We start from the raw sequence: 26,285 nt of genomic DNA, 5'->3' as shown, positions 1-26,285 counted from the left end.
TCAGTTCAAAAGAAAAGAACGGTTTTCAAATAATTTTGAAAGCCGTTTTCGTCTTAAATTTAAATATGCGTAATGAATTAAATTCTTTGCGCAGTAAAACTCCTTTGCGAATATTTAAATTATAAAAATCTCCGAGAAATTTGCGTTAAAATATGATGACAAAAAGTACAGAAAAAATTTAAAGCGAAATATTCCCACAAAAGCACCAGGTCGGGCGCATGAGAAAACTCAATCAAAATTTATTTGAGCTGCTAGATTTAGTTTGATCGAGAAAGCTTTAAAAAGAAAAAGTAAATCATCAAAGCCCAATTCATATGTGTTAAAGGTCTTTTTTGTTGAATTTAATCAGAGAAAGAACGAAAGGAATGGTGGCCCAAATGAGCAGAATCAACATTGAAATTCCCATGCCGCCGCCGGAACCAAAGACCTCTTTAAAAACCGCACCGGAGTAACCCAACATGGCCGAAATGTTCAGCTGCATCAAAACGAAAATCCGCGCGAGACCTACAGGATTTAAACCTGCCAGCGTCGCCATCACGCCTTCAATGGGATAATCGGCGAACTGGAACATCAGCATCAAAAGAATACCATCATAAATAATGCTGAAAAAAAGCCAGATAAAAATGGAGATGCCAATGCCCTTGGCGCGGTCGCGGCTTAAAATTGCAGAGAGCATCGCAAATGATGTGAAAATAACGGAGAGCAAAACGCCGATAATAATCAAAGAAAATCCCGTTGCCAGGGAGGTGTAGAGGAGAATCGGAATTCCGCAACCGATTAAAAATGCGAAAACCAACGCCGTGGAAAGTCCCAGAAATAAATTAAACCAAACTTTCACGCGCGGCACGGGCTGACTCAAAAGCAGTTCGATGAACTGATTGCTGTTGTAAACGTAAATCGTTGAAAAAATAATGCTTACCAGCGGAACAACGAGCAAAACTACATTTAGCAGGCTCAGCGTGGCCTTCGTGTAATTGCTTTCGAGGCCGAGCACCGACCAGGAAATAATGAAAAGCAGAACCGTATAAAAAATGACAATCTTGTTTTTTAAAATATCGAAAAGGATAAAGCGTGCGATCTTGTTCATGAGGTCAGATTTTTGGATGGAGCCAAAATGTTTTTATTTGGGGAAGTTTCGGCCGTGGCGGAATTTACTTTGAATTGGTTTTCATTTCCTTTAAAATACTGATGATCGATTCGGAGATTTTTTCGGCTTTTCGCTCCGTCATCAGGTCTTCCACCGATTGCTGCACGATGATTTTCCCTTCGTTAATGAAGACAATTTCGCTCACAATATCGTCCAGTTCGCTCAGCAAATGCGACGTAATGATGATGAGTTTTCCCTTGTTTTTTTCCTGAATGATTTTATTTTTTAAAATTTCTGAAGCCAAAGGATCGAGTCCCGCCGTGGGTTCGTCGAGGATGATGATTTTCGGATCGAACATAAAGGCCAAAACGGCACTTACTTTCTGCGTGGTTCCGCCGGAAAGCGTTCCCATCTTCTTATCGTAAATTTTTTCGAGCTCGAAAGATTCCAAAAGTTCATTATCCAGATGGGTTTCTGAGGTTTTCCGCGTGTCTTTGATCATTTTCAGAGTTTGCGCAATCGTCATGTTTTCCGGGTAGCGCCCAATCTGCGGCATATAACCGATTTCGCGGCGGTAGAGGTAATCGTCTTTCACGCTTTTTCCGTCGACCAAAATATCACCGGTTTCGATAACATTTAAACCTAAAATACATTTTATCAAAGTCGTTTTTCCGCAGCCGTTTGGGCCGACGAGCGCGATGGACTTCCCGTTGGTGAACGATAAATTCAAATCATCCAAAGCGGTAAAGCGATCGAATTTTTTCGTTAAATTTTTAATTTCTATCATAGCACTTTATCGAAAGGGTTCAGGAAGATCTACGCAGAATTCCGAAACTTTTTAAATCTTTATTTTTTGCATTAAAGGTTGCTGGTCCACAAAATTTTCCGGCGTTAAACTCGGAATGATCTTTTCCGTCTTGTCGAGCAGATCGACGAAAAAGGTGCGAAAAAGAAGCATCACAGCGGGATTGTTTTCCACAAGAACGGAATACAGACTTAAGGGATGAAACGGGACATCGCCGATTTTGTCTTTGTTGAGATCGTAGCCCTCATATTTGTCCCAGTAATTTTTCTTAAAATCATTCATCGTCATGCTGCCCGTGGTGCTCACGTCGAAAACATTGTTGATGAAATTATTGTTGATAATCTTGTTTTCCATGCAGTTGGAACTTATTTTCATGCCCCAGCCGTTATTTTCGAAATCATTTTTAAAGAAATCGATTTTCGTAACGCCGTCCAAAAGGATAGCCGTTGTGTTGTTCTGAAAACGGTTGTGTTTTATTTTGCTGAAACTGATGTCTTTCAGCAGCAAACCATAACTCGCGTCGCCCCAGTTGTTAATGAAATTATTTCCGGCCATTCCAACATTATTGCTGTACATCACGGCGACCCCGGCATTATTGTCATCGAAAGTGTTGTTCACGTAAACATTGTTGTTCGCAAACATAAAATGCAGACCGTAGCGTAAGTTTTTCTTTGAATAATTGTGGAAGACGTAAGAGTTGACGACTTTTTCCAGATAAATTCCGTCTTTATGACCTTCTATATAATTGTTTTTGATCCATAGTTCTTCGCTCACCCAGGCATGAATGCCGTCGCCGCTTCTTTCCTGCGAAGTTGCTCTTTTAGACGTGATTTTGTTGTTTTGAATTAAACACCGGTAACCGCGCTGAATATAAATTCCAAAATAATTATTTTCGAAAATATTATTTTCGATGGTAGAAAAATGGCTGTCGTAGAGACGAACCGCCCCGATATTTACGATTTCATCTTCCCCGGAATTGATGATTTTAAAACCTTTCAAAACGATGTGATTCGCGCGGAAGGATAAGATCTCATATTTCATTTGGCCATCCAAAACAGGTCTGCCAACACCGATAAGCGATATGGGTTTGTCGATACTGATGTTGCCTTCCTTATAAATGCCGCTTTCTACGATGATGGTGTCGCCGCTTTTGGCCGCAGCAACAGCAGCTTTAATGGTAGAATACTGGTCGTTTTTCCCAACCTTTAACACGTTTGAAAAAAGCAGAAACGGAAAAAATAAAAGAAAAAATCGGAACATGAAAACGATTAATTGATGAGGGTGGCGCCCAATTTTGCAGCAGCTTTCTGCGCGGCTTCTTTGCTGGCGAAGGCCTGCGTGTTGCCGCCCATGGGGGATTTAATGCTTCCGCCTTTAATCAGCGTGGCTTTGGGTAATTCTACAAATTTCCCGGTGGACGCATCGATGACGTATTTTTTAGCGTTTGCAGTTTTTTCAGCTTCGGCACTTTCATACATTGTCATACAGCTGATATCGTCGAATTTATAGACTCTGCCTTTTTCGGTGATGAGTTCAGTCGCGTACGTAATGTCGGCGATCGTCATTTTACAATTGTCGCACTGGTCTTTTTCGAGCAGGAAATCTTTCGGGCCACTTTGCTGACAGGACATGAAAGTTAAAGAAGCGACTGCAAGAAGTATTTTGGAAAATTTCATAGAAAAAAAATTAAAAATTAAGATTTTGATTTAACCCATTTTGGGTTTTCGGAACTCGATAATGGCTAAGATAACCAAAATAAGGGCGACCCCGATCATAATTCCGCCGCCGATATTCGGGTAAGAATACGCACCAAAATTAAGCAATTGCTTAAAACCGATCAATGGTGGCTGATAGGTCATGCCGGGCACGACGATGGCCGCATGCGGATCGAGGTTGTGGCCGTAATTATATTCCCACATATAAAAATCGATCATAAAGGCAACGCCAAAGATTAAAAATAAAAGAGTCGTGACGGAAAGCCAAAGTTTTTTATTTAAAAATGCCGCAAGAAAGCACAGAAATGCAAAAAATCCCAGCGCGTACGGCAAAATTTTAAACTCCCAGAAATCTTCTTCGTGAATGGTTTTCATACCGATATAATGGTTTAAGCCGTTGATGATCTCGTAATCTCCCGTAATTTTATTGGACCACAAAAACATGGACAGTCCTTCCGGATATTGCGGCGCCGTGAGATAAATGGACCACATGGGTACAAAGATAGAAACGCAGAGTGCAAGACCGCAAACGAGGAGCGTGATTCTTGTCAACTTTTTTAAAGAAGTGGTTTTCATTTTTTTTGAAATTAAAAAGGGCAGAAAAAATCTGCCCTGTTTTAGTAATTATTTGGTTTCCGCTTTTTTCACAGGACTTTGTGCATTGTCTTTTTTATTGTTCAAAGAATAGATGAGCGGCGTGTTGCTTCCGGTGGGCGAAACCCGCACGTAACCCTGCATTTCCTGGTGCAGCGCACTACAGAAATCGGTGCAGTACATTGGGTACATTCCGGCTTTTTTCGGAACCCATTTCAGCGTGCAGGTTTCTCCGGGCATGATGAGGAGTTCTGCATTTTCGTTGCCTTTGATGGCGAATCCGTGCGGCACATCCCAATCCTGTTCGAGATTCGTAACGTGAAAATACACTTCGTCGCCGACTTTTATGCCTTCAATATTATCCGGCGCGAAGTGAGAACGAATCGAGGTCATGTACACATGAACTTTGTTCCCCTCGCGCACGACTTTACTTTCAGCTTCGCCTTTCGTAGCATACGGATGGTTGTTCTCGCCAATTTTAAAGAATTTCACCTGATTTTTCGAAATCATATCTGCAGGTAAAGCCTGAGCGTAATGCGGTTCGCCAAAGGTTGGAAAATCCAGCAGGAGTTTCATTTTATCGCCCGAAATATCGAAGAGCTGTGCAGACTGCGCCAGTTCCGGACCGGTGGGCAGATAGCGGTCTTTTGTGATTTTGTTATAGGCTACCACATACTTCCCAAAAGGTTTTTTCGAATCTCCGCCCGGGATCATCAGGTGACCGGTGGAATAGTACGTTGGAACACGATCGATAACTTTGAGGTCTTTGATGTTCCATCTTACCAGTTCCGAAGAAACAAACATCGATGTAATTGCATTTCCCTGTCCGTCGAATTCCGTATGAAGCGGGCCGAGACCGGGTTTTTGAACTTCACCGTAAAGTGCTGCTTCGTATTTAATAACCTTCACGCCGTCATATTCGCCACTGAATGCTTTGTCGGCAATAGCTTTCTGAATCTTATCAAAACTGAAAACAGGAATCAAAGCTGCCAATTTTCCAGAGCCTACGATGTACTCGCCGGTGGGATCAACATCACAGCCGTGAGGAGATTTAGGACACGGAATAAAATACATAGCGTCTTTCATATCTTCCACGGAAAGAACCAACACTTCTTTTTTCATCGTCGACGTTGCGGAGTGCGTGCTTTCATCCCATTTGTTGTGAACGTATTCGGTGGCAACTTTTCTGCCTTTTCCGGCTTTCGCTAATTCGGCTGCTTTTTTCCAGTTCACGGCCATGATAAAATCTTTATCATTTTGCGAGGCATTTACTTCGAGCAACGTATTGGCTTTTTCCGAATTGTAACAGGAAAAGAAGAACCAGTCTGCGGATTTTCCTTTACCTGCGTGGGAAAGGTCAAAGTTGATACCCGGCGCTTCAATTTGAAACGACACATCCATATCGCCACTTTCGGGATTAATTCCGATGAAGGAAATTACGCCTTTGAAATTTTCTTTAAAAGTATCAATAGGAACATCGCCGTTCTGATCATCCGTTGGCACAGCGAAGCGCGTTCCGGCCACCACATACTCGGTGTTTTCTGTTAGAAAAGGCGAGGAGTGATTTCCGGCGGAGTTGGGCAACTCGATAATTTCGACGGTTTTAAATGTTTTCAAATCGAGGCGCGCAACACGGGGCGTATTGTTGGCGTTCGCGAATAACCATCTTCCGTCCACTTCGCCGTTGGTTTGCGAAAGCGACAGGTGATGCTGATCATCCCAGGGAATAAATCCGTGCGACGTTTCCAACATGGGTTTTGTTTCTTCGCTGTACCCATAGCCGTTTTCGGGATTTTGTGAGAAGACAGGAAGGACTTTCAGCAGTCTTCCGCTCGGCAATCCGTACACATTTACCTGTCCGTTAAAACCTCCGCTGACAAAGTTGTAAAACTCGTCATATTTGCCCGGAGCAACGTACACTTTTTCTGCGGCATCCCCACTGATCGCGGTTTCGGTGCCTTTTGGCTTACAGCCGCCCAGCGAACTTAAGGCAACAATGGTGGCCAGTCCAAATAATTTAAGACTTTTCATTATAGATATTTGTTAAGTGTTTTGCGGAAGAAAATTACTTCGCGCCGTCGATTTCCCGCATGTATTCCAGGATTTCGCGGGCTTCGTTGTCAGCAAGACCCTGGTTCGGCATTCTCACCAAACAAAGCTCAAGTTGTTTTTGTAATTCTGGATCTACGTCGATCATCGGATCCGGATTAGAGATAAAATTCATAATCCACGCCGGGGTCTGTCTTTTGGTAACGCCTTTCCAGCCTGGTCCCACCAGTTTTTCGTCTGTTGGTTTATGGCAGGAGGTACATTTAACTTCGGCCACTTTTTTCCGGCTGCTGCCATGGCAGGATCGAAGGTGCTGACGTCTACGTTCTCATGTTTACCCAAACCTCTGTTCGGATCGTACTTCGCCGCAGTAGCTTCCATTTCTGCAGTACTTTCATCTGCAGCAACTGCTGTTTCGGTAGAACCGGTTGGGATTGAATCTGTTTTTTTGTCGCCTCCACAAGAGAAAAGTGCAAAGGTAAACGCTGCAAGAGCGAATGTTTTTAGTGTTTTCATAATATTTATTTTCGATACTCAAAGTTACCAAAATCTGCCTCTTTACCGTATGATCTGAGTCATACGGTTTTCATGACATTTATCGTCAGATTTGCGACAGAAATTTTTTATACTTTTGTTAAAAATAAGATTATGAATAAGTACTTAGCAATCTTCGCATTTGCAACGCTCGTTTCATGTGGAAAAGATCAGGGAGATCCCAACAGGGAAAGCAATATCATGTTGGAGGAGCCGATCGTAAAAGTAGTCGATTCGGCCGCTGCCGGAAAAAGTGAAGGTTTAACCCTCATCGAAGGTGCAGACTGCTTAACCTGTCACAAAATGGATACAAAATTGGTGGGACCGTCTTATCAGGAGGTTGCCGATAAATATTCTGAAGGCGACATTGAGATGTTGGCGAGCAAAATTATTGAAGGCGGTAAAGGCAATTGGGGCGAAATCCCAATGACGCCACACGCCGGAATGAGCAAAGACAATGCAAAAAAGATGGTAGAATATATTCTCTCGCTAAAGCAGTAATACATATTTTAATTGTTTGTTGAAGGCACCTTCGTTTGTAAGGTGTCTTTCTTTTTATAATACTGCGGGTAGGACTGATCAGTAGAGGTTTGTTTTCGCAATATTATTTTCTTTCTGTCAATTTGTCACAAAAAGTTACTTGGTATATTTTTGGAGAAAACCTTAGCAAAATAAGTTTAAAATAAAATATACATACTATGAGTAAAATAATTGGAATTGACTTAGGAACAACCAACTCGTGCGTTTCCGTTATGGAAGGTAAAGATCCGGTTGTAATCCCAAACTCGGAAGGTAAAAGAACCACTCCTTCCATCGTGGCTTTTACCGAAGATGGTGAAAGAAAAGTAGGTGATCCCGCGAAAAGACAGGCCGTAACCAACCCAACCAAAACGGTTTATTCGATCAAACGTTTCATTGGTACGCATTTTAAAGATGATGCTACGGAAATCGGAAGAGTTGCCTATAAAGTGGTGAAAGGACCGAATGATACGGTTAAAGTTAAAATTGACGACAGAGAATATACGCCACAGGAAATCTCCGCAATGATTCTTCAGAAAATGAAGAAAACGGCAGAAGATTATTTGGGTCAGGAAGTTACGAGAGCGGTAATTACCGTGCCGGCTTACTTTAATGATGCCCAAAGACAGGCGACAAAAGAAGCGGGTGAAATCGCCGGTTTAACTGTAGAAAGAATCATCAATGAGCCTACTGCAGCAGCCTTGGCTTATGGAATGGATAAAGCACATAAAGACCAGAAAATTGCAGTTTACGATTTAGGGGGCGGTACGTTCGACGTTTCCATCCTTGATTTAGGAGACGGCGTTTTCGAAGTATTGTCTACCAATGGTGATACGCATTTAGGTGGTGATGATTTCGATGATGTGATCATCAACTGGATGGCAAACGAATTCAAATCTGAAGAAGGCGTCGATCTGAAAGCAGATCCAATCGCTTTACAAAGGTTAAAAGAAGCTGCAGAGAAAGCAAAAATTGAATTGTCTTCAGCGCCACAAACCGAAATTAACCTGCCATATGTTACTGCGACTGCCAGCGGTCCGAAACACATGGTGAAAACTTTGACGCGAGCAAAATTCGAGCAGTTATCTGCGGATTTGGTAAGACGTTCCATGGAGCCGTGTAAAAAAGCCCTTTCCGATGCAGGACTTTCAATTTCCGATATCGATGAGGTAATCTTGGTTGGTGGTTCTACAAGAATCCCGATCATTCAGGAAGAAGTGGAAAAATTCTTCGGTAAAAAACCATCCAAAGGAGTGAATCCGGATGAGGTTGTTGCAATTGGTGCAGCCATTCAGGGTGGTGTTTTAACCGGTGATGTAAAAGACGTTCTTTTATTAGACGTTACGCCGCTTTCTTTAGGAATTGAAACAATGGGTTCTGTCTTCACGAAACTAATTGAGTCCAATACCACTATCCCAACTAAGAAATCAGAAGTTTTCTCCACCGCAAGCGACAACCAGCCTGCAGTTTCTATTAGAGTAGGACAGGGAGAAAGACCGATGTTTAACGATAACAAAGAAATTGGAAGATTCGATCTTACCGACATTCCACCTTCTCCACGAGGCGTTCCGCAAATTGAAGTAACCTTCGATATTGATGCGAATGGTATCTTAAGCGTTTCTGCAAAAGACAAAGGAACCGGAAAAGAACAGTCGATTAAGATTCAGGCAAGTTCCGGACTTTCTGATGACGAGATCCAAAGAATGAAACGCGAAGCTGAAGAAAATGCATCCTCTGATGCGAAGAAAAAAGAAGAGGTAGAAGTATTCAACAAAGCGGACGGTTTAATTTTCCAAACAGAAAAACAACTCAAAGAATTCGGCGACAAGTTATCTGCAGATAAAAAAGCTGCTGTTGAAAGCGCTCACGCAGAATTGAAAACTGCCTTCGAAGCCAAAGACATGGAAAGCGTAAAGGCCAAAACAGAAGCTCTAGATGCTGCCTGGATGGCCGCTTCCGAAGAAATGTACGCTGCAGGAAACCAAGGACAACCGGGTGCTGATCAGGCGCAAGGAAATCCAGGTGACAATGCCGGAACAGAAGATGTTCAGGATGCGGACTTTGAAGAAGTGAAATAATACTCGACACAAACAATTTTTGTAATTAATATTCCCCGGATGAAAATCTGGGGATTTTTTTTGTTAGAACTTTTCGCTTAACAACATTTGAAAGTGAATGCGCCATTTCAGAATGAGGTTTGTTTGTTCGAGAAATTATTTGAATGGCAGGTGAAAAGTTACGCATACCGCCGATGCACAAAAACTCATCGAAGAGTTCTTTTATATAACAAATTACGGATTCCAGCCCCCAACCCTCATATTCTGTTTATTAATAGCAATACAATTAAAAAAAACTACTTTTGTCTTAAATTATAAATCAATGAAATTCACAAAGATCTTGTTATTTGCACTGGCTTTCGGTTTTATACACCATTTTTCTGCGCAGGAAAAAGCAGAAACCGTTATCGCAAAGGCTCAAAAAAAGGCAAAAGCTGAAAATAAAAATGTGATGGTCTTCTTCCACGCGTCTTGGTGCAGTTGGTGCCGACTCATGGATAAAAAAATGAATCTGCCCGAAACCAAAAATCTCTTCGAAAATAATTATGTTTTCGCTTCGCTGGATGTGCTGGAACGCGGCGAGAAAGAAAAATTGGAAAATCCCAACGGTGAAAAAATGATGGGTGAGTATGGCGGCAAAGACGCCGGCTTGCCTTTCTTCGTCTTCCTCGATGGTACTGGAAACGTACTGGATACGTCGCTGAACGATAAGAAAGAAAATTTAGGCTGTCCTTCGACGCCCGAAGAAATTACCGCTTTTATCGCCAAATTAAAGAAAACTTCCAGGCTAAATGACGCGCAGTTAAAGGTGATTCAGGGCGTATTCGCCGCCAAATAGTAGTATAACACAGAAATCCTCCGGCGTAAACCGGAGGATTTTCATTATGTACGATGTTAACTAGTTACACTAAGTGCTGGATTATTGATTCAGAAACGCACTTAGCTTGGTCGCATCCGCATTTGCAGGATCATATTCCAACGATTTTGCAATGTTCACTTTTGCCTGTTCTTTATCCGTTTCCTTTTGATTATAGGCGACAAAAAAATGTGCATACGCCAGATTCTTTTTGTTCGCTTCCACTTCTTCCGGTTTTACGGTCGCAATGTATTTTTCATACATCATTTTAGCATTTGCGTCGTCTTTCATTGTTTGGTACACATAAGCCTGGCTATAGTAAGAGGGCGCCCAATCCGGTAAAAGAGTCGACATTTTTTGCCACGTTACAAGCGCGTTATTCCAGTCTTTTGCGTCTTGGTAAGCGGTGGCCAGTTTTACGATCGCGTCGGTATCACTCGGATTAGCCTCGACCTGCTTTTTCAACCCCTCTATCGCCGGGTTTTGAGCGGTGTTTTCTACGGGAGCCGCTACCGTTGTTTTCGTTGTTGCCGCAGTGTCCGTTTGTGCATATCCCACACTAACGGCGCCAAAAAATATGGCAGCTGCGATTGCGTTTTTAGGGTTTGTTAACTTTTTCATACCTCTTTTATTTTAATTAATATTAAAGTCTGCGGTTTCGAAACAACAATAATTCCACGCCGTCGACTATTTTGAAATTTTAATAGTTTTTATAAGAACTTAACTTTGTTTATCTTATTACTTAAATCAAATTTTTCAGGGCCAACTGAGGAAAAAAGAATATTTACCTAAATCTATGCTCACAAAAATTTCCTGTGTCGATCTTTTAAAAATATCTTTGCACCACAAAAATTTTAAACCAATGCTCTCCAAAATCATCGTTCACAAAGTAGGAAACAAAATTAATCAGGAAAACCTCTTTCTTTCCGAAGGCGATCTTCAGCTCGGCGAAGAGATGCAGGAGCTTTTAACCGATTATTTCCTCAATGCCTTCAAATCCGAAGAACAGTTTCAGTTTTACAGCGACTCTTATCTGTCCCTAAATCCCGTTTATTCTTCGGCGGCCGAAATTTTCGAGGATAAAGATAAATTTCGCTTCGAATCGGAGAATATTGCAAAACACCTTTTTGAGATCAGCGATAACCCACGTATTCAGGGCGGGGAGGTTTTCGTTGTTTATTTTGAAGGTGGCATTACCGAAGAAGGCAATCAAATCGACTCCATCGGAATTTTTAAAACAGAAAATAAAAATCCTTTTCTCAAAATATTGCCCATCGACGAAAATTACGAGATCGAAAAAGATTACGGAATTTCCCTTTCGAAACTCGATAAAGGTTGTCTTATTTACAATACGGACAAAGAATCCGGTTTCGCCGTATCTGTGGTGGATAATAATAAAAATGGCGATGCCGACTATTGGTTTGAGGACTTTTTGAAAGTGAGACAGCGCGACGACGAATATTTTCATACGCAGGAAACACTTTCCGTCTTCAAAGATTTTGTTATCAAGCAGTTGCCGCAGGAATTCGATGTGAATAAACCCGACCAGGCAGATTTTCTCACCAAATCGATAACTTTTTTTAAGGAGAAAGAAACATTTGATTTTGATGAATTCACCAACGAAGTTCTGCAGGATAAAAATGTGATCGAAAGTTTTTCGAATTTCAAAACCGATTACGAGCAGGATATGCAGGTTTCGATTTCCGAAGAATTTCCCATTAACCAGACGGCAGTAAAGAAAAATCAGCGCTATTTTAAAAGCGTTATCAAACTCGATAAAAACTTCTCCATCTACGTTCATGGGGACCGAAAAATGATCGAGCAGGGACAGGATGAAAACGGAAAATATTACCGCCTCTATTTCGAGGAAGAGAAATAGATTATGTTAATTAATCCGTATATTTGAGGTTTGAAAATTGCAAATGGCTATAGATTTTGTTGACTGTAACGACGAAAAGATTCATATCCCCGGCTATATTCAGGATTTTGGATATCTCCTCGGTTTAGATTCTACAACGAAAGAAATAAAATTTCTGAGCGAAAATCTCTCAGAAATTTTTCACGTAAATACCCCGCTGTTCGGAAATAAACTGGAAGATTTTTCAGGTCTTTTCGAACCCATTTTGACGTCTAAAAACTATAAAGATCTCAGCCGGATTTGTCTGGTAGAAAATTCATTTTTTTTAGAACAGATCGAGATTGGCGGCAAAACCTATCATTTTACGATCTTCCGGACCGGCGAAAATATTTTTCTGCAGTTCGAAAAAGTTTTAAAAACCGCTGATCATAATGGTTACGTCTCCCGAAGTTACGAAAGCATCAACAATTCTAAAACGGAAAGTGCGATCTGGGAGAATCTTTTATCCGCTTTTGGCGATACCATAAATTATGACCGAATGATGGTTTATCGGTTTTTAGAAGATGGCAGTGGCGTGGTGGTTGCCGAAAAAAAGAAAGATAATATTGAAAGTTATCTGAATTTGCATTATCCCGAAAGCGACATTCCCATTCAGGCCAGAGCACTGTATTTAAAGAAAAGAAAAAGGATTCTCAGCAATGCTGATGCACCGCCTGTTCCTATAATATGCAGTACAGATGCACTAATAGATCTAACGTATTCCAATTTGCGTGCAATGTCGCCCATTCATGTTCAATATTTAAAAAACGGAAATGCGACGTCCAGTTTCAGCACCTCGATTATTGTAAATGATGAACTTTGGGGTCTCGTAACCTGCCAGAATAGGACAAGCAAACACATCGATCTCATTGGTCGTATACGGGCCGAAGTTTTTACCATTCTGGCTGCAAATACGTATACTGCTTTAAAGGCAAAACAAAACTTAGAAATCAGCATCGCTTACGATAAAAAAAATGCGCTGCTCATGCACAAGCTTTTGAAGTTTGATGATTTAGACGCTGCACTTTACGATAATATCGAAGAGATTTGCGGTTATCCTGATGCCGCGGGACTTGCAGTGATCACCGGTGAAACAGTGGTGAGCACAGGGCTGGTTCCCGCCGAAGAAGACATCCTGAAAATAAGAGACTGGATAAAAGCCGAGGATAAAGAAAACTACTTTGCAAGCAATGAATTTCGCAACCGCTACTTTCCCCAGATGGAAAACGCCGCCGGAATTTGTGCCGTATTTTTAGATAACACTAAAAAAGAGTTTCTCATCTGGTTTCGGCAGGAAGAGGAAGAAGATATTCTGTGGGCCGGCAACCCGGAGAAAGCCTTCGAATCTGTGATGCAGCAGGAAGGAGAAAAAATGCTGGTCTCACCGCGTAAATCTTTTGCCATTTACAAAGAAAGCATCAAAGGAAAATCGGCGCCCTGGAAAACCAAAGATCTTTTGGCCATTAAAAAGGTTTCCGAAATTTTACTCGAAGCTTCGCACAACCAGTTTGTCAAAGTGAAAGCGCTTATTGCGGAGTTAAAAGAAGTTAATGAAGAACTCGACAGTTTTTCCTATTCCATCTCCCATGATTTAGGAACACCCTTAACGGTGATGAAGTTGAATGCCCAGATGCTACTGTCCAAAAATAAAGACAATCCTTATCTCCAGAAAAAACTCAACGGCATTGTAACCGAAATCGATGGAATGGCCAACATGATGCGCGAAGTTTTACAGTTGAGCCGCGCAAAATCGGTGGAAATAAATTTGGTGCAGGTTCCGACAAAAACGCTCATCGAGAAAATCAACAGCGACGCCATCATCACATACGGGACGGAAAAAACGCAGATTATTGTGCGCGATTGTCCCGATGTTTGTGCCGATAAGACTTTGCTCCATCAGGTTTTCCAAAATGTGATCACCAACGCCGTAAAATATTCTTCTCAAACTGAAAATCCGGTGGTGGAAGTGAGTGGCGCAATAGTTAATGATAAAGTTATTTTTGAAATTACCGATAACGGAATTGGAATTCAGAAAGAACAACAGGATAAAATGTTCAAAATCTTCCAAAGAATGGATAATGCGAGGAATTTTAAGGGAAACGGCGTAGGACTGTCCATCGTGGACCGAATTATGCTGCGCCTCGGCGGAAGCATTTCTTATGAAAGTATTCCAAATGAAAGAACCACTTTTTTCCTTACATTTAAAAAACCCTAATTTTTCCTATGATCGGAAGTCTTTTAAAAGAACACACCAAAAATCTGCACGATCTGGTTGAGGAGAAACTGATGTCCAATAAGATTATGGATAAAAGTTTTACACGCAGCGAATATCAGCAACTTCTACAACATAACTATTCTTTTCTTCTGCATTTCGAAGAGGCTGTTTTTGCGAAAATTTCTGCGGAGAATGCGCAAAAGTTAAATCTAGATCGGCGCAGGAAGTTACCTTTCCTTCAAAAAGACCTTAAGGATTTTCAGGCTCAAATTCCAGAAAATATTATCATAAAAAACGAAGCCGAAGCCTTAGGGATTTTATATGTGATGGAAGGTGCCACGTTGGGTGGAAATGTGATTGCAAAAAATCTGGCAAAAAACCCTGAGTTTGCGGGAATCACTTTTAATTTTTTCGGTTGTTATGGCGCGGAAACCGGTCTTCTTTGGAAAAATTTCCGCGAAGTTCTCGAAAGCGCATACGACGGGTCTAATGAGGAAGATTTTTTAGATGGTGCGAAAAGAGCTTATCAGTTTTTACTCGATCTCGCGGACTAAAATTAAACATTAGATATTTTTTATAAAAATGAAGTTTGTTAAAGATTTTTATCGAAACAGTTCCTGGAGGCTTTTGCTTTCCCTGTTCCTCTTTATAATAACAATCTTTACTTTTTTTCGCATCATCGACGAAATTATTTTGGAGAAAGAAGATGAGGTTGATTTTATTATTTTTCAATTTTTCCGGGCGCATATTATAAAAGACAGCGCAACCGGTTTTATGTACCTGATCTCGCAGTTTTCTTCCGCGCCTTTTGTAAAAATTGCCTATCCCTTTCTGATGGGAATTTTAGTTGTTTTTAAATTTTACCGCAAAGCAATCTTCACATTCGTCGCCGGAGCTGGCGGCTTGCTACTTATTTACAGTTCGAAAATGTTTTTTGCGCGTGCACGGCCGCCTTTTCCGCTGCTTTACAAAGAAGAAAGTTTTAGTTTTCCCAGTGGTCATGCAACCTTCAGTTTTATATTTTATGGCACTTTGGCCTATTTTATATGGTTAACCAACCTGCCGCGGGTTTGGAAGTATATTATGATGACTTTTTTAATCGCGCTATCGCTGACCATCGGTTTCAGCCGCGTTTATTTGCGGGTTCATTATCCCAGCGATGTTTTAGGCGGTTTGTGCCTGGGCTATTCCTGGTTATTTTTACTGATTTTTATTAGCAGAAAATGGTATATTTTGCGGTAATGCAACGGCTTGAAACCACGTTCTTTTTGTAAATTTGAAACTTGCGGCGTCAGCCAAATTAAATATTTTAATAAGACGTAATTGCTCTACAGGAATTTTTTCATCACTAAATAAAACCCCATGCCAGAAGGACCATCGATACTTTTTCTAAAAAACAAACTGCAGCGTTACAAAGGAAAAACCGTTTCCGAAGCCTCCGGTTATGGCGAAATGGACAAATCCAAAATCGTCAACATAAAATTGGTTGATATCGAAACGTACGGCAAAAATCTTCTGTTCGTCTTCAAAGATTTCTTTGTTGGCGTTCATTTAGGCTTGTTTGGAAGCATGTTGGTGAACAAACGGAAGAAAGTCAACGCGAGTTTCTCCCTTCATTTTGCGGATGGGGAGATTAATTTTTATGTGGCCAAAACAAAACTGTACGAAGGGAAACCAAGCGATCATTTTAATTTTAAAACCGATATTTTAAAGCCGGAATTCGATCCGGAATTTATTTTGAAAGAACTTGAGAATCACGGCGACGAAATGATTGGCGACGTGTTGATGGACCAGCACATATTTGCAGGAGTTGGCAACATTATCCGCATCGAAACTTTGTACCACGCAAAAATTCATCCCCAAAGTATTGTGAAAGAGATTCCGGAGAAAAAGCTCGTCTTCCTTTTGAAAATGGTCGTTGATTATGCGGAAGAATTTTTGGCTCTTTTAAAAACCGGCGGCGTGAAAGAAGCTGCCATGGTTTACGGCAAAAAGACCTGCCCGAAACATAAAACCGAACTTGTAATCGCTGAAATGGGCAAAATAAAACGTAAAACCTACGTTTGCGAAAAGTGCCAGAAACTGTATCAATAAAAAAATCCTGCACGTGCAGGATTTTCATTTTTATTCTCTGAAGATCAAAACTTTCATGAGAGGCTTCTCCAACCTTTTAAATTCAATAAAAATTAAACTTAGTCTAAAATTGATGTTGGTAGTCTTTATAACCACAACCGCAGATTAAGATTGAAAATTATAAGTCACATCAGTTCACATGAGCTAAACAAATCCGAAATTACGATTTATTACCATCAACAAAGAGGAATCTAATATGCCTAATGTGTTTAAAATTACATAAAAAGATTTTTCAAAGCAAATATAAATTTTTACTCTTTGTAAAGATTCTCTTCAAACAAGCCGTCAACAGACCAATATCTTTCGCCTGTATCGTAATTGAACGTCAGGATTTTCGAGCCTTTCGGAATGTCTCCCAATTTTTTCGTGATGGCAGCCAAAGAAGCGCCCGTCGAAATTCCGCCCAAAATTCCTTCCTCCTCGGCCAGTCTTTTCGTGAATTCAAAAGCTTTCTCTTTTTCGACTTCAATGGTGCCGTCCAGGATGTCGGTGTTCAGATTTTTCGGGATGAAACCTGCGCCAATTCCCTGCAATGGATGGGGTCCCGGACTTCCGCCCGAAATAACCGGCGAATCTTTCGGCTCTACGGCATAACTTTTCAGTTTGGGGAATTTCTTTTTTAGAACTTCGGTCACCGCGGAAATATGTCCGCCCGTTCCAACGCCGGTGATGTGATAATCGAAACCCTCGGGAAAATCTTCTAGGATTTCCTGTGCGGTTGTTTTTGCATGAATTTCAGGATTTGCATCGTTTTCAAACTGCTGCGGAATCCAGGAATTTTCTATTGCTACTGCCATTTCCGCAGCCTTCGCGATGGCACCGGAAGTTCCTTTCTCTTTTGGCGTCAAAACAAATTGAGCGCCGTACGAACTCATGAGTTTTCTGCGTTCCACACTCATGCTTTCCGGCATTACGAGAACTAGTTTGTAGCCTTTTACCGCACAAACCATGGCCAAGCCGACGCCCGTATTTCCGGAAGTAGGTTCGATGATAAGGGTGTCTTTATTAATTTTTCCGTCTTTTTCGGCCTTTTCGATCATCGCCAAAGCAATTCTGTCTTTGATGCTTCCGCCGGGATTTTGCTTTTCAAGTTTCATCCAGACTTCGTGGTCCGGAAAAATTTTATTCAGTCTCACGGCCGGGGTGTTGCCAATGGCTTCTAAAATATTATTCAGTTTCATAAATTGATTTTTAAATTATTTTTAGGCAAAGTTTTCTGCCTGGAATTATTTTGAGTCTGGCGGGTATTTCAGTCTTTTTTTCTTTTGATGCGTAAAAGCGATCATTCACGCCATGAATTAGTATTAGTTTTTAAATGCTGAAGATAATTGGTTCATCTGTGGGGAATTTATTTTTTACCGTCACCTGACCTTTATGAAAAACTACCGAATTCGGTGCAACACTTTCCGTGATCCAAACGTTTCCGCCAATTACCGTATTTTCTCCAATCACCGTATCGCCGCCGAGAATCGTGGCGTTCGCGTAAATCACCACATGATCTTCAATGGTTGGATGCCGCGTTATATTCTGTAAATTTTTCGTCACATACAGTGCGCCCAACGTCACGCCCTGATAAATTTTCACGTTATTTCCAATGATGGCTGTCTCTCCGATAACAATTCCCGTTCCATGATCGATAAAGAAGTTCCGGCCGATTTGGGCGCCGGGATTAATGTCGATGCCTGTTTTGTTGTGCGCAAATTCCGTCCAGATTCTGGGGATCAGCGGGATTTTGCTTCTGTAAAGTTCGTGTGCAAAACGGTAGACGGCAATCGCGAAAAATCCGGGGTAGGAAAACATTACTTCTTCCATGCTTTGCGCCGCCGGATCGTTATCAACGATGGTTTTTGCATCATTTTCTAGCAGGTGATAAATTTCTGGGAAACTTTCGAAAAATTTTTCTGTTTTAATGCTTTCGTTTTCCTGCGTCACCGAAGACAGGATTTCCTTAAATTCCCTTTTAAAATGATTCAGGCGGAGCTCAATATCTGCGAGTTCGGAACATTGCTGATATTCCAGAAAAAAGATGAAACGAAATAAACGGTCGATAAAGTCTTCGATCTTTTTCTTGTCGATATCGTATTTTCGGCTCTGGTAACCGCTGTGCAAATGGTTCGCGAAACTCATCGGATTTTTAAATTTGAAACAAATTTAGGACTTAATCCTACAGAAATTCTTGATTTAAGGTAATAAAAAACGATGAGGGTGATGCAACATTTAAATCGGTTGCCGTTCAAAATATTAATAGTAAACAATAATTGCTCAAAACTTTAGCATTTCGTAAATTTGACTTTTAAGAAAATATTCAAATGGAGGCGCGGCTTTTCGCGGCATCATTTAAATAAATAACAGATATGAAAACATTGGTCTTCATATTTCAAGTAAAATCGAACAAATAAATTATATGAAAACGAAAGTTTCCATATCACCTTTAAAAAATCAATAAATAAACAGATATGAAAGTTACCGTAGTAGGAGCAGGAGCAGTTGGCGCGAGTTGCGCGGAATACATTGCGATGAAGAATTTCGCCGCAGAAGTTGTGTTAGTAGATATTAAAGAAGGTTTTGCCGAAGGGAAAGCCATGGATTTAATGCAGACCGCTTCTCTGAACGGTTTCGACACCAAAATTACCGGAACAACCGGCGATTACAGCAAAACCGCCGGCTCAAAAGTAGCCGTAATCACTTCCGGAATTCCGAGAAAACCCGGAATGACGCGTGAAGAACTCATCGGAATCAACGCCGGAATTGTAAAAGATGTTACTGCAAATCTGGTAAAACATTCGCCGGAGGTCATCATCATCGTGGTTTCCAATCCAATGGATACGATGGCGTATTTGGTGCACAAAACTTCCGGGTTACCAACAAATCAAATCATTGGAATGGGCGGAGCTTTAGATTCTGCGCGTTTTAAATACCGTTTAGCCGAAGCTTTAGAATGTCCAATTTCTGATGTTGACGGAATGGTAATCGCGGCACACAGCGATACAGGAATGCTTCCGTTAATGACGAAAGCAACGAGAAATGGAGTTCCGGTAACTGAATTCTTGGACGAAGCACAGCAAAATCATGTTGCCGAAGAAACGAAAGTTGGCGGTGCAACTTTAACCAAACTGTTGGGAACATCTGCCTGGTACGCACCGGGTGCAGCGGTTTCTGTAATGGTGCAGGCTATTCTTTGTGATCACAAAAAAATGATTCCGTGTTCATTAATGTTGGATGGTGAATATGGCGAAAGCGATATCTGTTTGGGCGTTCCTGCAATTATCGGCAAAAATGGTGTTGAGAAAATTGTAGAGATCAGTTTAACCGACGCGGAAAAAGAAAAATTCGCAACTGCGGCAAAAGCCGTGCGTGAAGTGAATGGTGATTTGAAATTCTAGCAGAAAGAATTTCGGTGAGCCGAGAAGTGGCGAATCCTTAGCAAATTCCATCAAGAAACGAAGTGGCGACATCAATAGCAAATGGTGAAGCCCTTTGAGATTGGATATTTTAAATTTTTAATTACATCGATGTTATCATACGTAACGCACCTTTTCGAAGGTGCGTTTTTTTGCGCTATGAAGTAGTTTAGTTCCGGAAATAAATCTGCTTTTATTGAATTCTGCCAGCGAATAAGCTTTTTTCAGCAGATCCAAAAAACGAGTTCAGTCCGATCGGATCTAATTTGAAGTTATGTTTTTCCTAAGATGTTGAAAATCCCTCGTCAAAAGCACTTTCGCGCTGCCCACATTTTTCACGTCTGAAATTAAACCCGTAAATTTGAACATCAAATCATCCTGTAAAATTTAAATTGTAATTATGTTCAAAAAATTAGGCGTCGTTTTGGTTGCTGTTTTGTCAACCGGCTTTCAGGCTCAAAAAAACAAATCCGCGCAGCTTGAAAGACCAAAACTTGTTGTTGGGCTGGTTGTGGATCAAATGCGGTGGGATTATCTCTACCGGTATTATGAGAAATACCAGAATGACGGTTTCAAAAGAATGCTCAAAGAGGGCTATTCCCTCAATAATGTTCACATCAATTATGTCCCGACGTATACTGCGGTCGGACACACCACGATTTACACCGGTTCCGTTCCGGCCATTCATGGCATCGCCGGGAACGACTGGTACGATAAATCTACCGGCAAAGATGTTTATTGCACGGCCGACGACAGCGTAAAACCCGTGGGAACGACCGATGAAAGAGTCGGCAATCAGTCGCCCAGGAATTTATGGTCCACCACCATTACCGATGAACTTCGTCTCGCTACCAATTTTCAGTCAAAAGTGGTCGGTGTTTCTTTAAAAGACCGCGCTTCCATACTTCCTGCGGGTCACAATCCCACAGGTGCTTACTGGTACGACGACACCACGGGAAATTTTGTTACGAGTACCTATTATATGAACGCTTTACCGAAATGGGTTAATGACTTCAACAGCAAAAAAGTCGGCGATGATCTCGTAAAAAATGGGTGGAACACTTTGCTTCCCATTGATCAGTATACGGAAAGTTCTCCCGACAATTCGCCATGGGAAGGTCTTTTGGGGAGTGCGAAAACCCCAACTTTTCCTTACACTAATCTCGCCGCAGACTATCAGTTGAAGAGAGACCACATCCGTTCAACTCCGTTTGGAAATACCTTGACTTTAAAAGTTGCCGAGGCCGCCGTCAACGGAGAAATGTTAGGCGCCGACGCCGTTACCGATTTTCTTGCCGTCAATTTAGCTTCTACGGATTACGCCGGCCATAAATTCGGACCCAATTCTATCGAAGTAGAAGATGTTTATTTACGCTTAGACCGGGATCTGGCGGAGTTTTTTAAATTTTTAGATGCCAAAGTAGGAAAGGGGCAGTATACTGTTTTCCTTTCTGCAGATCATGGCGGAGCGCATTCCGAAGGTTTTATGCAGGAACATAAAATGCCCACCGGTTTTTATGGAGAATCGGCTAAAAAAGATTTTAACCAATCGCTGAAAGATCAATTTGGAGCCGATAAACTTGTCACCGATGTCTCGAATAATCAGGTTTATTTGAACGATCAGGTTATCGCCGATAAAAAGTTGGATGCAGAAATGGTTAAAAAATTTCTTATTGATCGTTTAAACAAAGACAAGTCGGTTTTATTTGCGGTGGATATGAAAAAGGCCGGCTCGTCATCTATTCCCGAACCGATTAAAACGCGGATTATGAACGGTTACAACTGGCAACGCAGTGGCGATATTCAGATTATTTTTCATGATTCGTGGCTGCCAAGTTATTCGAAACTCGGAACCACGCACGGCGCCTGGAATTCTTACGATTCGCATATTCCTTTAATTTTTATGGGTTGGGGAATTAAAAACGGCGAAAGCAATAAAGATTATAATATGACCGATATTGCGCCTACTTTATCTGCGTTGTTGCACATTCAGTTTCCAAGTGGGAATATTGGAAACCCAATTACGGAAGTGGTTGGAAAATAAAATTTTAAAAGTTTTCAGAAAATTAAAAGTCGCTTTCGAGTGGCTTTTTTCTAAGAAATTAAAGATTTCAATCCTCTAATTTTTTTCAGTAAAGTTGTTCATATAAATAGTCTAAAAACTCTTAATGAATTTCGTTTTCTGCTAAATTTCTGTGACTTGCACTTTAAAGAACCGAAGTTTTATAGTCAAAAAAAAAGACTGCAGCGCTGCAGTCTTTTTTACTATTAAAAATGTAAATTATTTCATTCTGTTCGGCGGATAGTTCGCCATAATTTCGGCTACGATTTCCGGAATCTGTTTCTGTTTGGACTTCGGCGAATCTACAGAAATGCCGCTTCCAATGCCTTGCCAAACCAATTTTTGACTTTTTGCATCAATCAGATCCAGGATTAAAGCGCCCTGGTTATAGTTGGAAGTCCAGGTTCGGTTCATGCCCACGCCCCAACCAAAAGGTCCGCCCCAGCCGTACATTCCGTAAGGTCTCGAGCCCTGAATGTCCTGAATTTTTTTATGATTCGCTTTCACGTTCACAATCAAATCCGGATTATCAGCCACACTCAAACCTTTCATTTTCAGTTGCTTTGATACTTCGTTCAGAACACGATCCTGATCGATGTCGTTCATTTTCAAATCGTCAACCCGCAATTTGTAGGTTTTATATTCGTTAAAGTTTGCGGTTTCCGCGTAATCAGATTTCACCTGAAAAGGGCTGCAGGAAGCCAGTCCCAACGTCGCCGAAGCCAATAAAAGTAAGATATATCTTTTGCTCATGATAGGTGTATTTGTATAATTAATTTATAATGGATTTTCGCTTTTTGTCTCCGGTCTCTTTGCTTTCACAAAAGTATCCGTTTTTTTATCGTAGCCGTACGGGCAATGTTTGCAGCCACTTTTGCAGCAATAACCGCGCTTCAAATGGTAGGCTTCCGTAAAAACTTTATAACCATGTTCGTTGTAGTAAAAGTCTTCGTGTTCTTTGATGATTTTCTGGTACATAAGTTAAATCAGGTTTCCCGAAATTAATATCTTTGTTTCATGATCGTGATTTGGCAAAGACTTCTCAAAAATACAAAAATTTCAGGGATCACCCTTTTCCCGCTCATCATTTTGCGCAAGCCCGAATATTGTCAGGATCCGGTCCTCGTCAATCACGAAAAAATACACCTGCGTCAGCAGGCGGAACTTTTAGTTATTTTCTTTTACATCTGGTACGTGATCGAATATTACTACCACTTTTTCAAATTAAAAGATGCTTTTCTCGCCTATAAATCCATTTCTTTTGAGCGCGAAGCGTACGCTATGGAAGACGATTTCAATTATCTGGAAACCAGAAAAATCTGGAGTTTTTGGAAATATATTTAGGATTAATTTTTATTGGGGCGCCTTTTTCCGCCCTCCGTTCCCGCTTTTTTGCTCGTCGTGCCTCCTCACAAAAAGAGCTCCACTCAGGTCGGGGCGCGCGATTTCGTGTTAAATAAAAGAAGTTTTGGTGATCGGCAATTTTTTATAACAGCTGTTTACCGTTTCAAAGTTTCCAAATAACTTTCCCCATTCATCACGGGAATTAGGGCGTTTTTGAAATCTTTCTCATTTCGTGTAATAATTATTTCACAGTTCGAAGCTATTGCACTAAAATATTGCAGCGCATCTTCAAAATCCCTGAAACTGGAGTTGACCGCCTTTTCTACTACTTCCTCATCCATCACGGTAATAAAACAAAGAACTTTAAATCTGCGAATTTTTTCCATGGCCATTTTCGAATTTTCAAATTTTGACAGAATATAGTAAGTATTGGAAATTGAAGTAGCAGAGGTATATATCTGAATTTTCTTCTGATCAGCCAACGTCAAAATTTTTGCGGCAGGTTCATAATAATTCTCCCTTTCTCCGAGAAAATCAAGGACTATATTTGTATCCAGAAATACCTTTTGCATTTTATTGATATTTTTGATCTAAATGGTCAGTGTACTCTTCTCTTAAAGTTTTAAAATCTACATCGGCCGGAACGCTTCTACCGCTCGACATACTTTTCACGAACGGAGAAATTTCAAAATCACCGTTCTGTTCCCGAGTTAACGAGTCCAAATAATTTTCAACTAATCTTGATAAACTCAATTTTTTATTGGCAGCATATTTTTTTGCACGATCAATAACTTTCTCATTAAGTTTAAGGGTGAGTTTTGAATCCATACCGTATTTTATACGTACAAATATAATTAACTTATACAACTTTTGCATTTTCTTATATAACTTTTTTGTTTTCTTCCTATAATTCGTTCAACTTTGCTCCAATGAAAATCCCCGCCTTTTCAGTACCAATTATCGAAATTCCTTTAGAAAAAAACGTCCGGCTTTTTCTGAAACGGGATGATCTCATTCATCCAAATATTTCGGGGAATAAATACTGGAAACTTTTTCATAATATCAATTCCTATTTAGGTCAACATCCGGAAAATCCTTTCCTAATCACTTTCGGTGGGGCATTTTCCAATCATATTGCGGCTGTTGCAGCTTTAGGAAAAGAATGCAACTTAAAAACTTTGGGAATAATTCGCGGCGAAGAAATTAAAAATAAATGGCAGGAAAATCCCACGTTGAAACTTGCGCAGGAAAACGGAATGGAATTTCGGTTTGTAACGCGCGAAATTTATAGAGACAAAGAAAATTTGACAAAAAATTTAAAAAAAGAATTTCCTCGAACTTTGGTTATTCCCGAAGGCGGAACGAACGAACTCGCTGTAGAAGGCATTCGCCATATGCTCACGGACGAAACGAAAAGTTTTGATTATCTTTGCACCGCAGTGGGAAGCGGTGGCACCGTCGCCGGAATCTCCAGATTTGCAGAAGAGAATCAGCGGGTTTTGGGTTTCAAAGTAGTCGACGATGAATCTTTATTTCAGACGGTTCGGGATCTTTCCAAAAGGGAAAATTTTAAACTCATCGATGCACATGACGGAAAGTACGGCAAAATAACCGACGAAAACATCCGTTTCATCAATGACTTTAACAGGAAATTCGGCATTCAGCTGGATCCAGTTTACACGGGAAAGATGATGAAAAAACTTTTCGAAATGTTTGAAAAAGATGAGTTCCCCGACGGCAGTAAAATCCTGGCCTTTCATACCGGCGGGTTGCAGGGAATTTACGGCGCCAACGAAATGTTGAAAAAACAAAACCGCGAAACGATTAAAATTTAGATAACGATCTTACTAATTTAAAATGTAAACGGAAATTTGCGGATAATTTCATCTTCCTGTTGAAGTCATTAAATAAAATTTATGAAGAAAATATTTTTTGCGTTTGCACTCCTTATTATAGCAAAATTTCACGCGCAGACCTGGAAAACGGATGATCAGTATATCCAAAAATTTGCGCCTTACGCGGTGGAAGAAATGGAGAAATATAAAATTCCCGCTTCCATCACTTTAGCGCAGGGACTTTTGGAAACGGGCGGCGGACAAAGCCGTTTGGCACAGCAGGGAAACAATCATTTCGGCATCAAGTGTAAAGAAGACTGGACGGGCAGAACGATGTCGCATACCGACGACGCACCGAATGAATGTTTTCGCGTTTATGACGATCCGCGTCAATCTTACGAAGATCATTCAAAATTTTTGGCCTACCGGAAATATTATGTGAATCTTTTCAAGCTGGATGAGAAAGATTACAAATCCTGGGCACACGGGCTGAAAAAAGCCGGGTACGCTACAAATCCGCGCTACGCTTATATTTTGATCGATAAAATTGAAAAATATAAACTGTACGAATTCGACAAAACCGATTCTAAAGAAGTTCTTTATGCAGTTTTGAAAATGTATCCCGATCTAAAGAATGACCGCATTTTTATGGCGCAGCTCGACCAAAGCAACGCATCTTCCAAACCGGTTACGGTGAAAGTTCCGTACGAACAGACGTCTTACGCAAAACAGCAGAAGAAAGTTGAAAAAATAGTGACGAAGGCGGAAACTTTAAATTCAATTTTAATAAAAAGCCATCCCAACGGCGGCAGGAAATTCGTAATCATTCCTGATGATGTTGCTTTAGCTTCCATCTCCAAAAAATATGGCATTACCGAAAGTCGTTTAATGAAGTGGAATGAACTGGACGGAACGCAACTCCGACGAAACGATATTCTCTTTTTAGAATCGAAAGCTTCCACCGGAAATGTAGCCACTTATAAAACTCAGGTGGGAGAATCCATGCACGATATTGCCCAGAAATTCGGTATTAAACTGAAAAAACTCTACGCTAAAAACAGAATGGATTTTGGGCAGCAACCCAAAGCCGGCCAGATCATTTACCTGCAAAGCAAAAAACCGCGGTCGAAGTAAAGTATTTGCGAAGTACAAAATAGATTGTACAGCAGATAATCGCGCCTC

General features: G+C 40.8%; 28 protein-coding genes. 13 read left to right on the top strand and 15 right to left on the bottom strand.

Going from position 1 to position 26,285, the window contains the following annotated elements:
* Window positions 1-319: 319 nt before the first annotated feature.
* The 8 genes from L0B70_RS02855 to L0B70_RS02825 form a co-directional block, all read right to left on the bottom strand.
* Window positions 320-1,087, bottom strand: coding sequence for an ABC transporter permease subunit (locus L0B70_RS02855; RefSeq protein ID WP_235142804.1), 768 nt, complete (start codon window positions 1,085-1,087; stop codon window positions 320-322).
* A 64-nt stretch (window positions 1,088-1,151) separates the two neighbouring features.
* On the bottom strand, window positions 1,152-1,874 hold the full coding sequence (locus L0B70_RS02850) for an ABC transporter ATP-binding protein (RefSeq protein WP_235142803.1): 723 nt from the start codon (window positions 1,872-1,874) through the stop codon (window positions 1,152-1,154).
* 51 nt (window positions 1,875-1,925) lie between these two features.
* Window positions 1,926-3,152, bottom strand: a complete 1,227-nt coding sequence (locus tag L0B70_RS02845) for a nitrous oxide reductase family maturation protein NosD (RefSeq protein WP_235142802.1) — start codon at window positions 3,150-3,152, stop codon at window positions 1,926-1,928.
* Between the two features lie 8 nt (window positions 3,153-3,160).
* On the bottom strand, window positions 3,161-3,568 hold the full coding sequence (locus tag L0B70_RS02840; protein ID WP_235142801.1) for a nitrous oxide reductase accessory protein NosL: 408 nt from the start codon (window positions 3,566-3,568) through the stop codon (window positions 3,161-3,163).
* A 30-nt stretch (window positions 3,569-3,598) separates the two neighbouring features.
* Complete coding sequence (locus L0B70_RS02835; protein WP_235142800.1) at window positions 3,599-4,183, bottom strand: hypothetical protein; 585 nt, start codon at window positions 4,181-4,183, stop codon at window positions 3,599-3,601.
* Between the two features lie 48 nt (window positions 4,184-4,231).
* Complete coding sequence (gene nosZ, locus L0B70_RS02830; RefSeq protein ID WP_235142799.1) at window positions 4,232-6,232, bottom strand: Sec-dependent nitrous-oxide reductase; 2,001 nt, start codon at window positions 6,230-6,232, stop codon at window positions 4,232-4,234.
* Between the two features lie 34 nt (window positions 6,233-6,266).
* On the bottom strand, window positions 6,267-6,476 hold the full coding sequence (locus L0B70_RS13510) for a hypothetical protein (RefSeq protein WP_407929695.1): 210 nt from the start codon (window positions 6,474-6,476) through the stop codon (window positions 6,267-6,269).
* Entirely contained in the window at window positions 6,422-6,766 is a 345-nt protein-coding gene (locus L0B70_RS02825; protein ID WP_407929694.1) for a hypothetical protein, read from the bottom strand. The genes L0B70_RS13510 and L0B70_RS02825 overlap by 55 nt, the downstream gene beginning before the upstream one ends.
* A 132-nt stretch (window positions 6,767-6,898) precedes the next feature.
* On the opposite strand from L0B70_RS02825, the gene L0B70_RS02820 reads away from it, so the two are divergent.
* The 3 genes from L0B70_RS02820 (at window position 6,899) to L0B70_RS02810 (ending at window position 10,198) form a co-directional block, all read left to right on the top strand.
* The gene (locus L0B70_RS02820; RefSeq protein ID WP_235142798.1) at window positions 6,899-7,285 is read left to right on the top strand and encodes a c-type cytochrome; all 387 of its coding nucleotides are present in this window, start codon (window positions 6,899-6,901) and stop codon (window positions 7,283-7,285) included.
* Window positions 7,286-7,482: 197 nt separating this feature from the next.
* Window positions 7,483-9,381, top strand: a complete 1,899-nt coding sequence (gene dnaK / locus L0B70_RS02815; RefSeq protein ID WP_235142797.1) for a molecular chaperone DnaK — start codon at window positions 7,483-7,485, stop codon at window positions 9,379-9,381.
* Between the two features lie 301 nt (window positions 9,382-9,682).
* Window positions 9,683-10,198 (top strand): thioredoxin family protein, encoded by a 516-nt coding sequence (locus L0B70_RS02810; protein WP_235142796.1) that lies wholly within the window; start codon window positions 9,683-9,685, stop codon window positions 10,196-10,198.
* Window positions 10,199-10,279: 81 nt separating this feature from the next.
* Here the strand turns inward: L0B70_RS02810 and L0B70_RS02805 are convergent, their stop codons facing one another.
* Window positions 10,280-10,837, bottom strand: a complete 558-nt coding sequence (locus tag L0B70_RS02805; RefSeq protein WP_235142795.1) for a hypothetical protein — start codon at window positions 10,835-10,837, stop codon at window positions 10,280-10,282.
* A gap of 241 nt (window positions 10,838-11,078) precedes the next feature.
* Here L0B70_RS02805 and L0B70_RS02800 point away from each other — a divergent pair, with 241 nt between their 5' ends.
* From L0B70_RS02800 to L0B70_RS02780, 5 genes are all read left to right on the top strand, one after another.
* Window positions 11,079-12,095, top strand: a complete 1,017-nt coding sequence (locus tag L0B70_RS02800; RefSeq protein WP_235142794.1) for a nucleoid-associated protein — start codon at window positions 11,079-11,081, stop codon at window positions 12,093-12,095.
* Window positions 12,096-12,138: 43 nt separating this feature from the next.
* Window positions 12,139-14,328: an ATP-binding protein gene (locus L0B70_RS02795; protein ID WP_235142793.1), complete on the top strand. Its 2,190-nt coding sequence runs from the start codon at window positions 12,139-12,141 to the stop codon at window positions 14,326-14,328.
* 8 nt (window positions 14,329-14,336) lie between these two features.
* Window positions 14,337-14,882, top strand: coding sequence for a biliverdin-producing heme oxygenase (locus L0B70_RS02790; RefSeq protein ID WP_235142792.1), 546 nt, complete (start codon window positions 14,337-14,339; stop codon window positions 14,880-14,882).
* 28 nt (window positions 14,883-14,910) lie between these two features.
* Window positions 14,911-15,570, top strand: coding sequence for a phosphatase PAP2 family protein (locus L0B70_RS02785; protein ID WP_235142791.1), 660 nt, complete (start codon window positions 14,911-14,913; stop codon window positions 15,568-15,570).
* Window positions 15,571-15,690: 120 nt separating this feature from the next.
* Entirely contained in the window at window positions 15,691-16,422 is a 732-nt protein-coding gene (locus L0B70_RS02780; RefSeq protein ID WP_235142790.1) for a DNA-formamidopyrimidine glycosylase family protein, read from the top strand.
* A gap of 290 nt (window positions 16,423-16,712) precedes the next feature.
* Here L0B70_RS02780 and cysK read toward each other — a convergent pair whose 3' ends face one another.
* Window positions 16,713-17,642 (bottom strand): cysteine synthase A, encoded by a 930-nt coding sequence (cysK, locus tag L0B70_RS02775; RefSeq protein WP_235142789.1) that lies wholly within the window; start codon window positions 17,640-17,642, stop codon window positions 16,713-16,715.
* Between the two features lie 130 nt (window positions 17,643-17,772).
* Window positions 17,773-18,588 (bottom strand): serine O-acetyltransferase EpsC, encoded by an 816-nt coding sequence (gene epsC / locus L0B70_RS02770; protein WP_235142788.1) that lies wholly within the window; start codon window positions 18,586-18,588, stop codon window positions 17,773-17,775.
* A 329-nt stretch (window positions 18,589-18,917) separates the two neighbouring features.
* On the opposite strand from epsC, the gene L0B70_RS02765 reads away from it, so the two are divergent.
* Together L0B70_RS02765 and pafA are read left to right on the top strand one after the other, a co-directional pair.
* On the top strand, window positions 18,918-19,844 hold the full coding sequence (locus L0B70_RS02765; RefSeq protein ID WP_235142787.1) for a malate dehydrogenase: 927 nt from the start codon (window positions 18,918-18,920) through the stop codon (window positions 19,842-19,844).
* A gap of 418 nt (window positions 19,845-20,262) precedes the next feature.
* A complete protein-coding gene (gene pafA / locus L0B70_RS02760) occupies window positions 20,263-21,906 on the top strand; it encodes an alkaline phosphatase PafA (RefSeq protein WP_235142786.1) in 1,644 nt (547 codons plus the stop codon).
* A 237-nt stretch (window positions 21,907-22,143) separates the two neighbouring features.
* Here the strand turns inward: pafA and L0B70_RS02755 are convergent, their stop codons facing one another.
* Window positions 22,144-22,677 carry a DUF4136 domain-containing protein gene (locus L0B70_RS02755; protein WP_235142785.1) on the bottom strand — a complete coding sequence of 178 codons (534 nt, stop codon included), beginning with the start codon at window positions 22,675-22,677 and terminating at the stop codon, window positions 22,144-22,146.
* A 24-nt stretch (window positions 22,678-22,701) separates the two neighbouring features.
* The gene (locus L0B70_RS02750; protein ID WP_235142784.1) at window positions 22,702-22,902 is read right to left on the bottom strand and encodes a DUF5522 domain-containing protein; all 201 of its coding nucleotides are present in this window, start codon (window positions 22,900-22,902) and stop codon (window positions 22,702-22,704) included.
* Between the two features lie 39 nt (window positions 22,903-22,941).
* On the opposite strand from L0B70_RS02750, the gene L0B70_RS02745 reads away from it, so the two are divergent.
* A complete protein-coding gene (locus tag L0B70_RS02745) occupies window positions 22,942-23,268 on the top strand; it encodes a hypothetical protein (protein ID WP_235142783.1) in 327 nt (108 codons plus the stop codon).
* A gap of 155 nt (window positions 23,269-23,423) precedes the next feature.
* Here L0B70_RS02745 and L0B70_RS02740 read toward each other — a convergent pair whose 3' ends face one another.
* Both L0B70_RS02740 and L0B70_RS02735 read right to left on the bottom strand, forming a co-directional pair.
* Window positions 23,424-23,840: a PIN domain-containing protein gene (locus tag L0B70_RS02740; RefSeq protein WP_235142782.1), complete on the bottom strand. Its 417-nt coding sequence runs from the start codon at window positions 23,838-23,840 to the stop codon at window positions 23,424-23,426.
* A 1-nt stretch (window position 23,841) separates the two neighbouring features.
* Window positions 23,842-24,096, bottom strand: a complete 255-nt coding sequence (locus tag L0B70_RS02735) for a DUF6364 family protein (protein ID WP_235142781.1) — start codon at window positions 24,094-24,096, stop codon at window positions 23,842-23,844.
* Window positions 24,097-24,197: 101 nt separating this feature from the next.
* Here L0B70_RS02735 and L0B70_RS02730 point away from each other — a divergent pair, with 101 nt between their 5' ends.
* Window positions 24,198-25,103, top strand: a complete 906-nt coding sequence (locus L0B70_RS02730; RefSeq protein ID WP_235142780.1) for a 1-aminocyclopropane-1-carboxylate deaminase/D-cysteine desulfhydrase — start codon at window positions 24,198-24,200, stop codon at window positions 25,101-25,103.
* An 81-nt stretch (window positions 25,104-25,184) separates the two neighbouring features.
* The gene (locus tag L0B70_RS02725) at window positions 25,185-26,237 is read left to right on the top strand and encodes a glucosaminidase domain-containing protein (protein WP_235142779.1); all 1,053 of its coding nucleotides are present in this window, start codon (window positions 25,185-25,187) and stop codon (window positions 26,235-26,237) included.
* Window positions 26,238-26,285 lie beyond the last annotated feature (48 nt).

This window comes from Kaistella sp. 97-N-M2 (genome assembly GCF_021513235.1).
Lineage (GTDB): Bacteria > Bacteroidota > Bacteroidia > Flavobacteriales > Weeksellaceae > Kaistella.
This window is presented reverse-complemented; position numbering and strand designations above follow the sequence as displayed.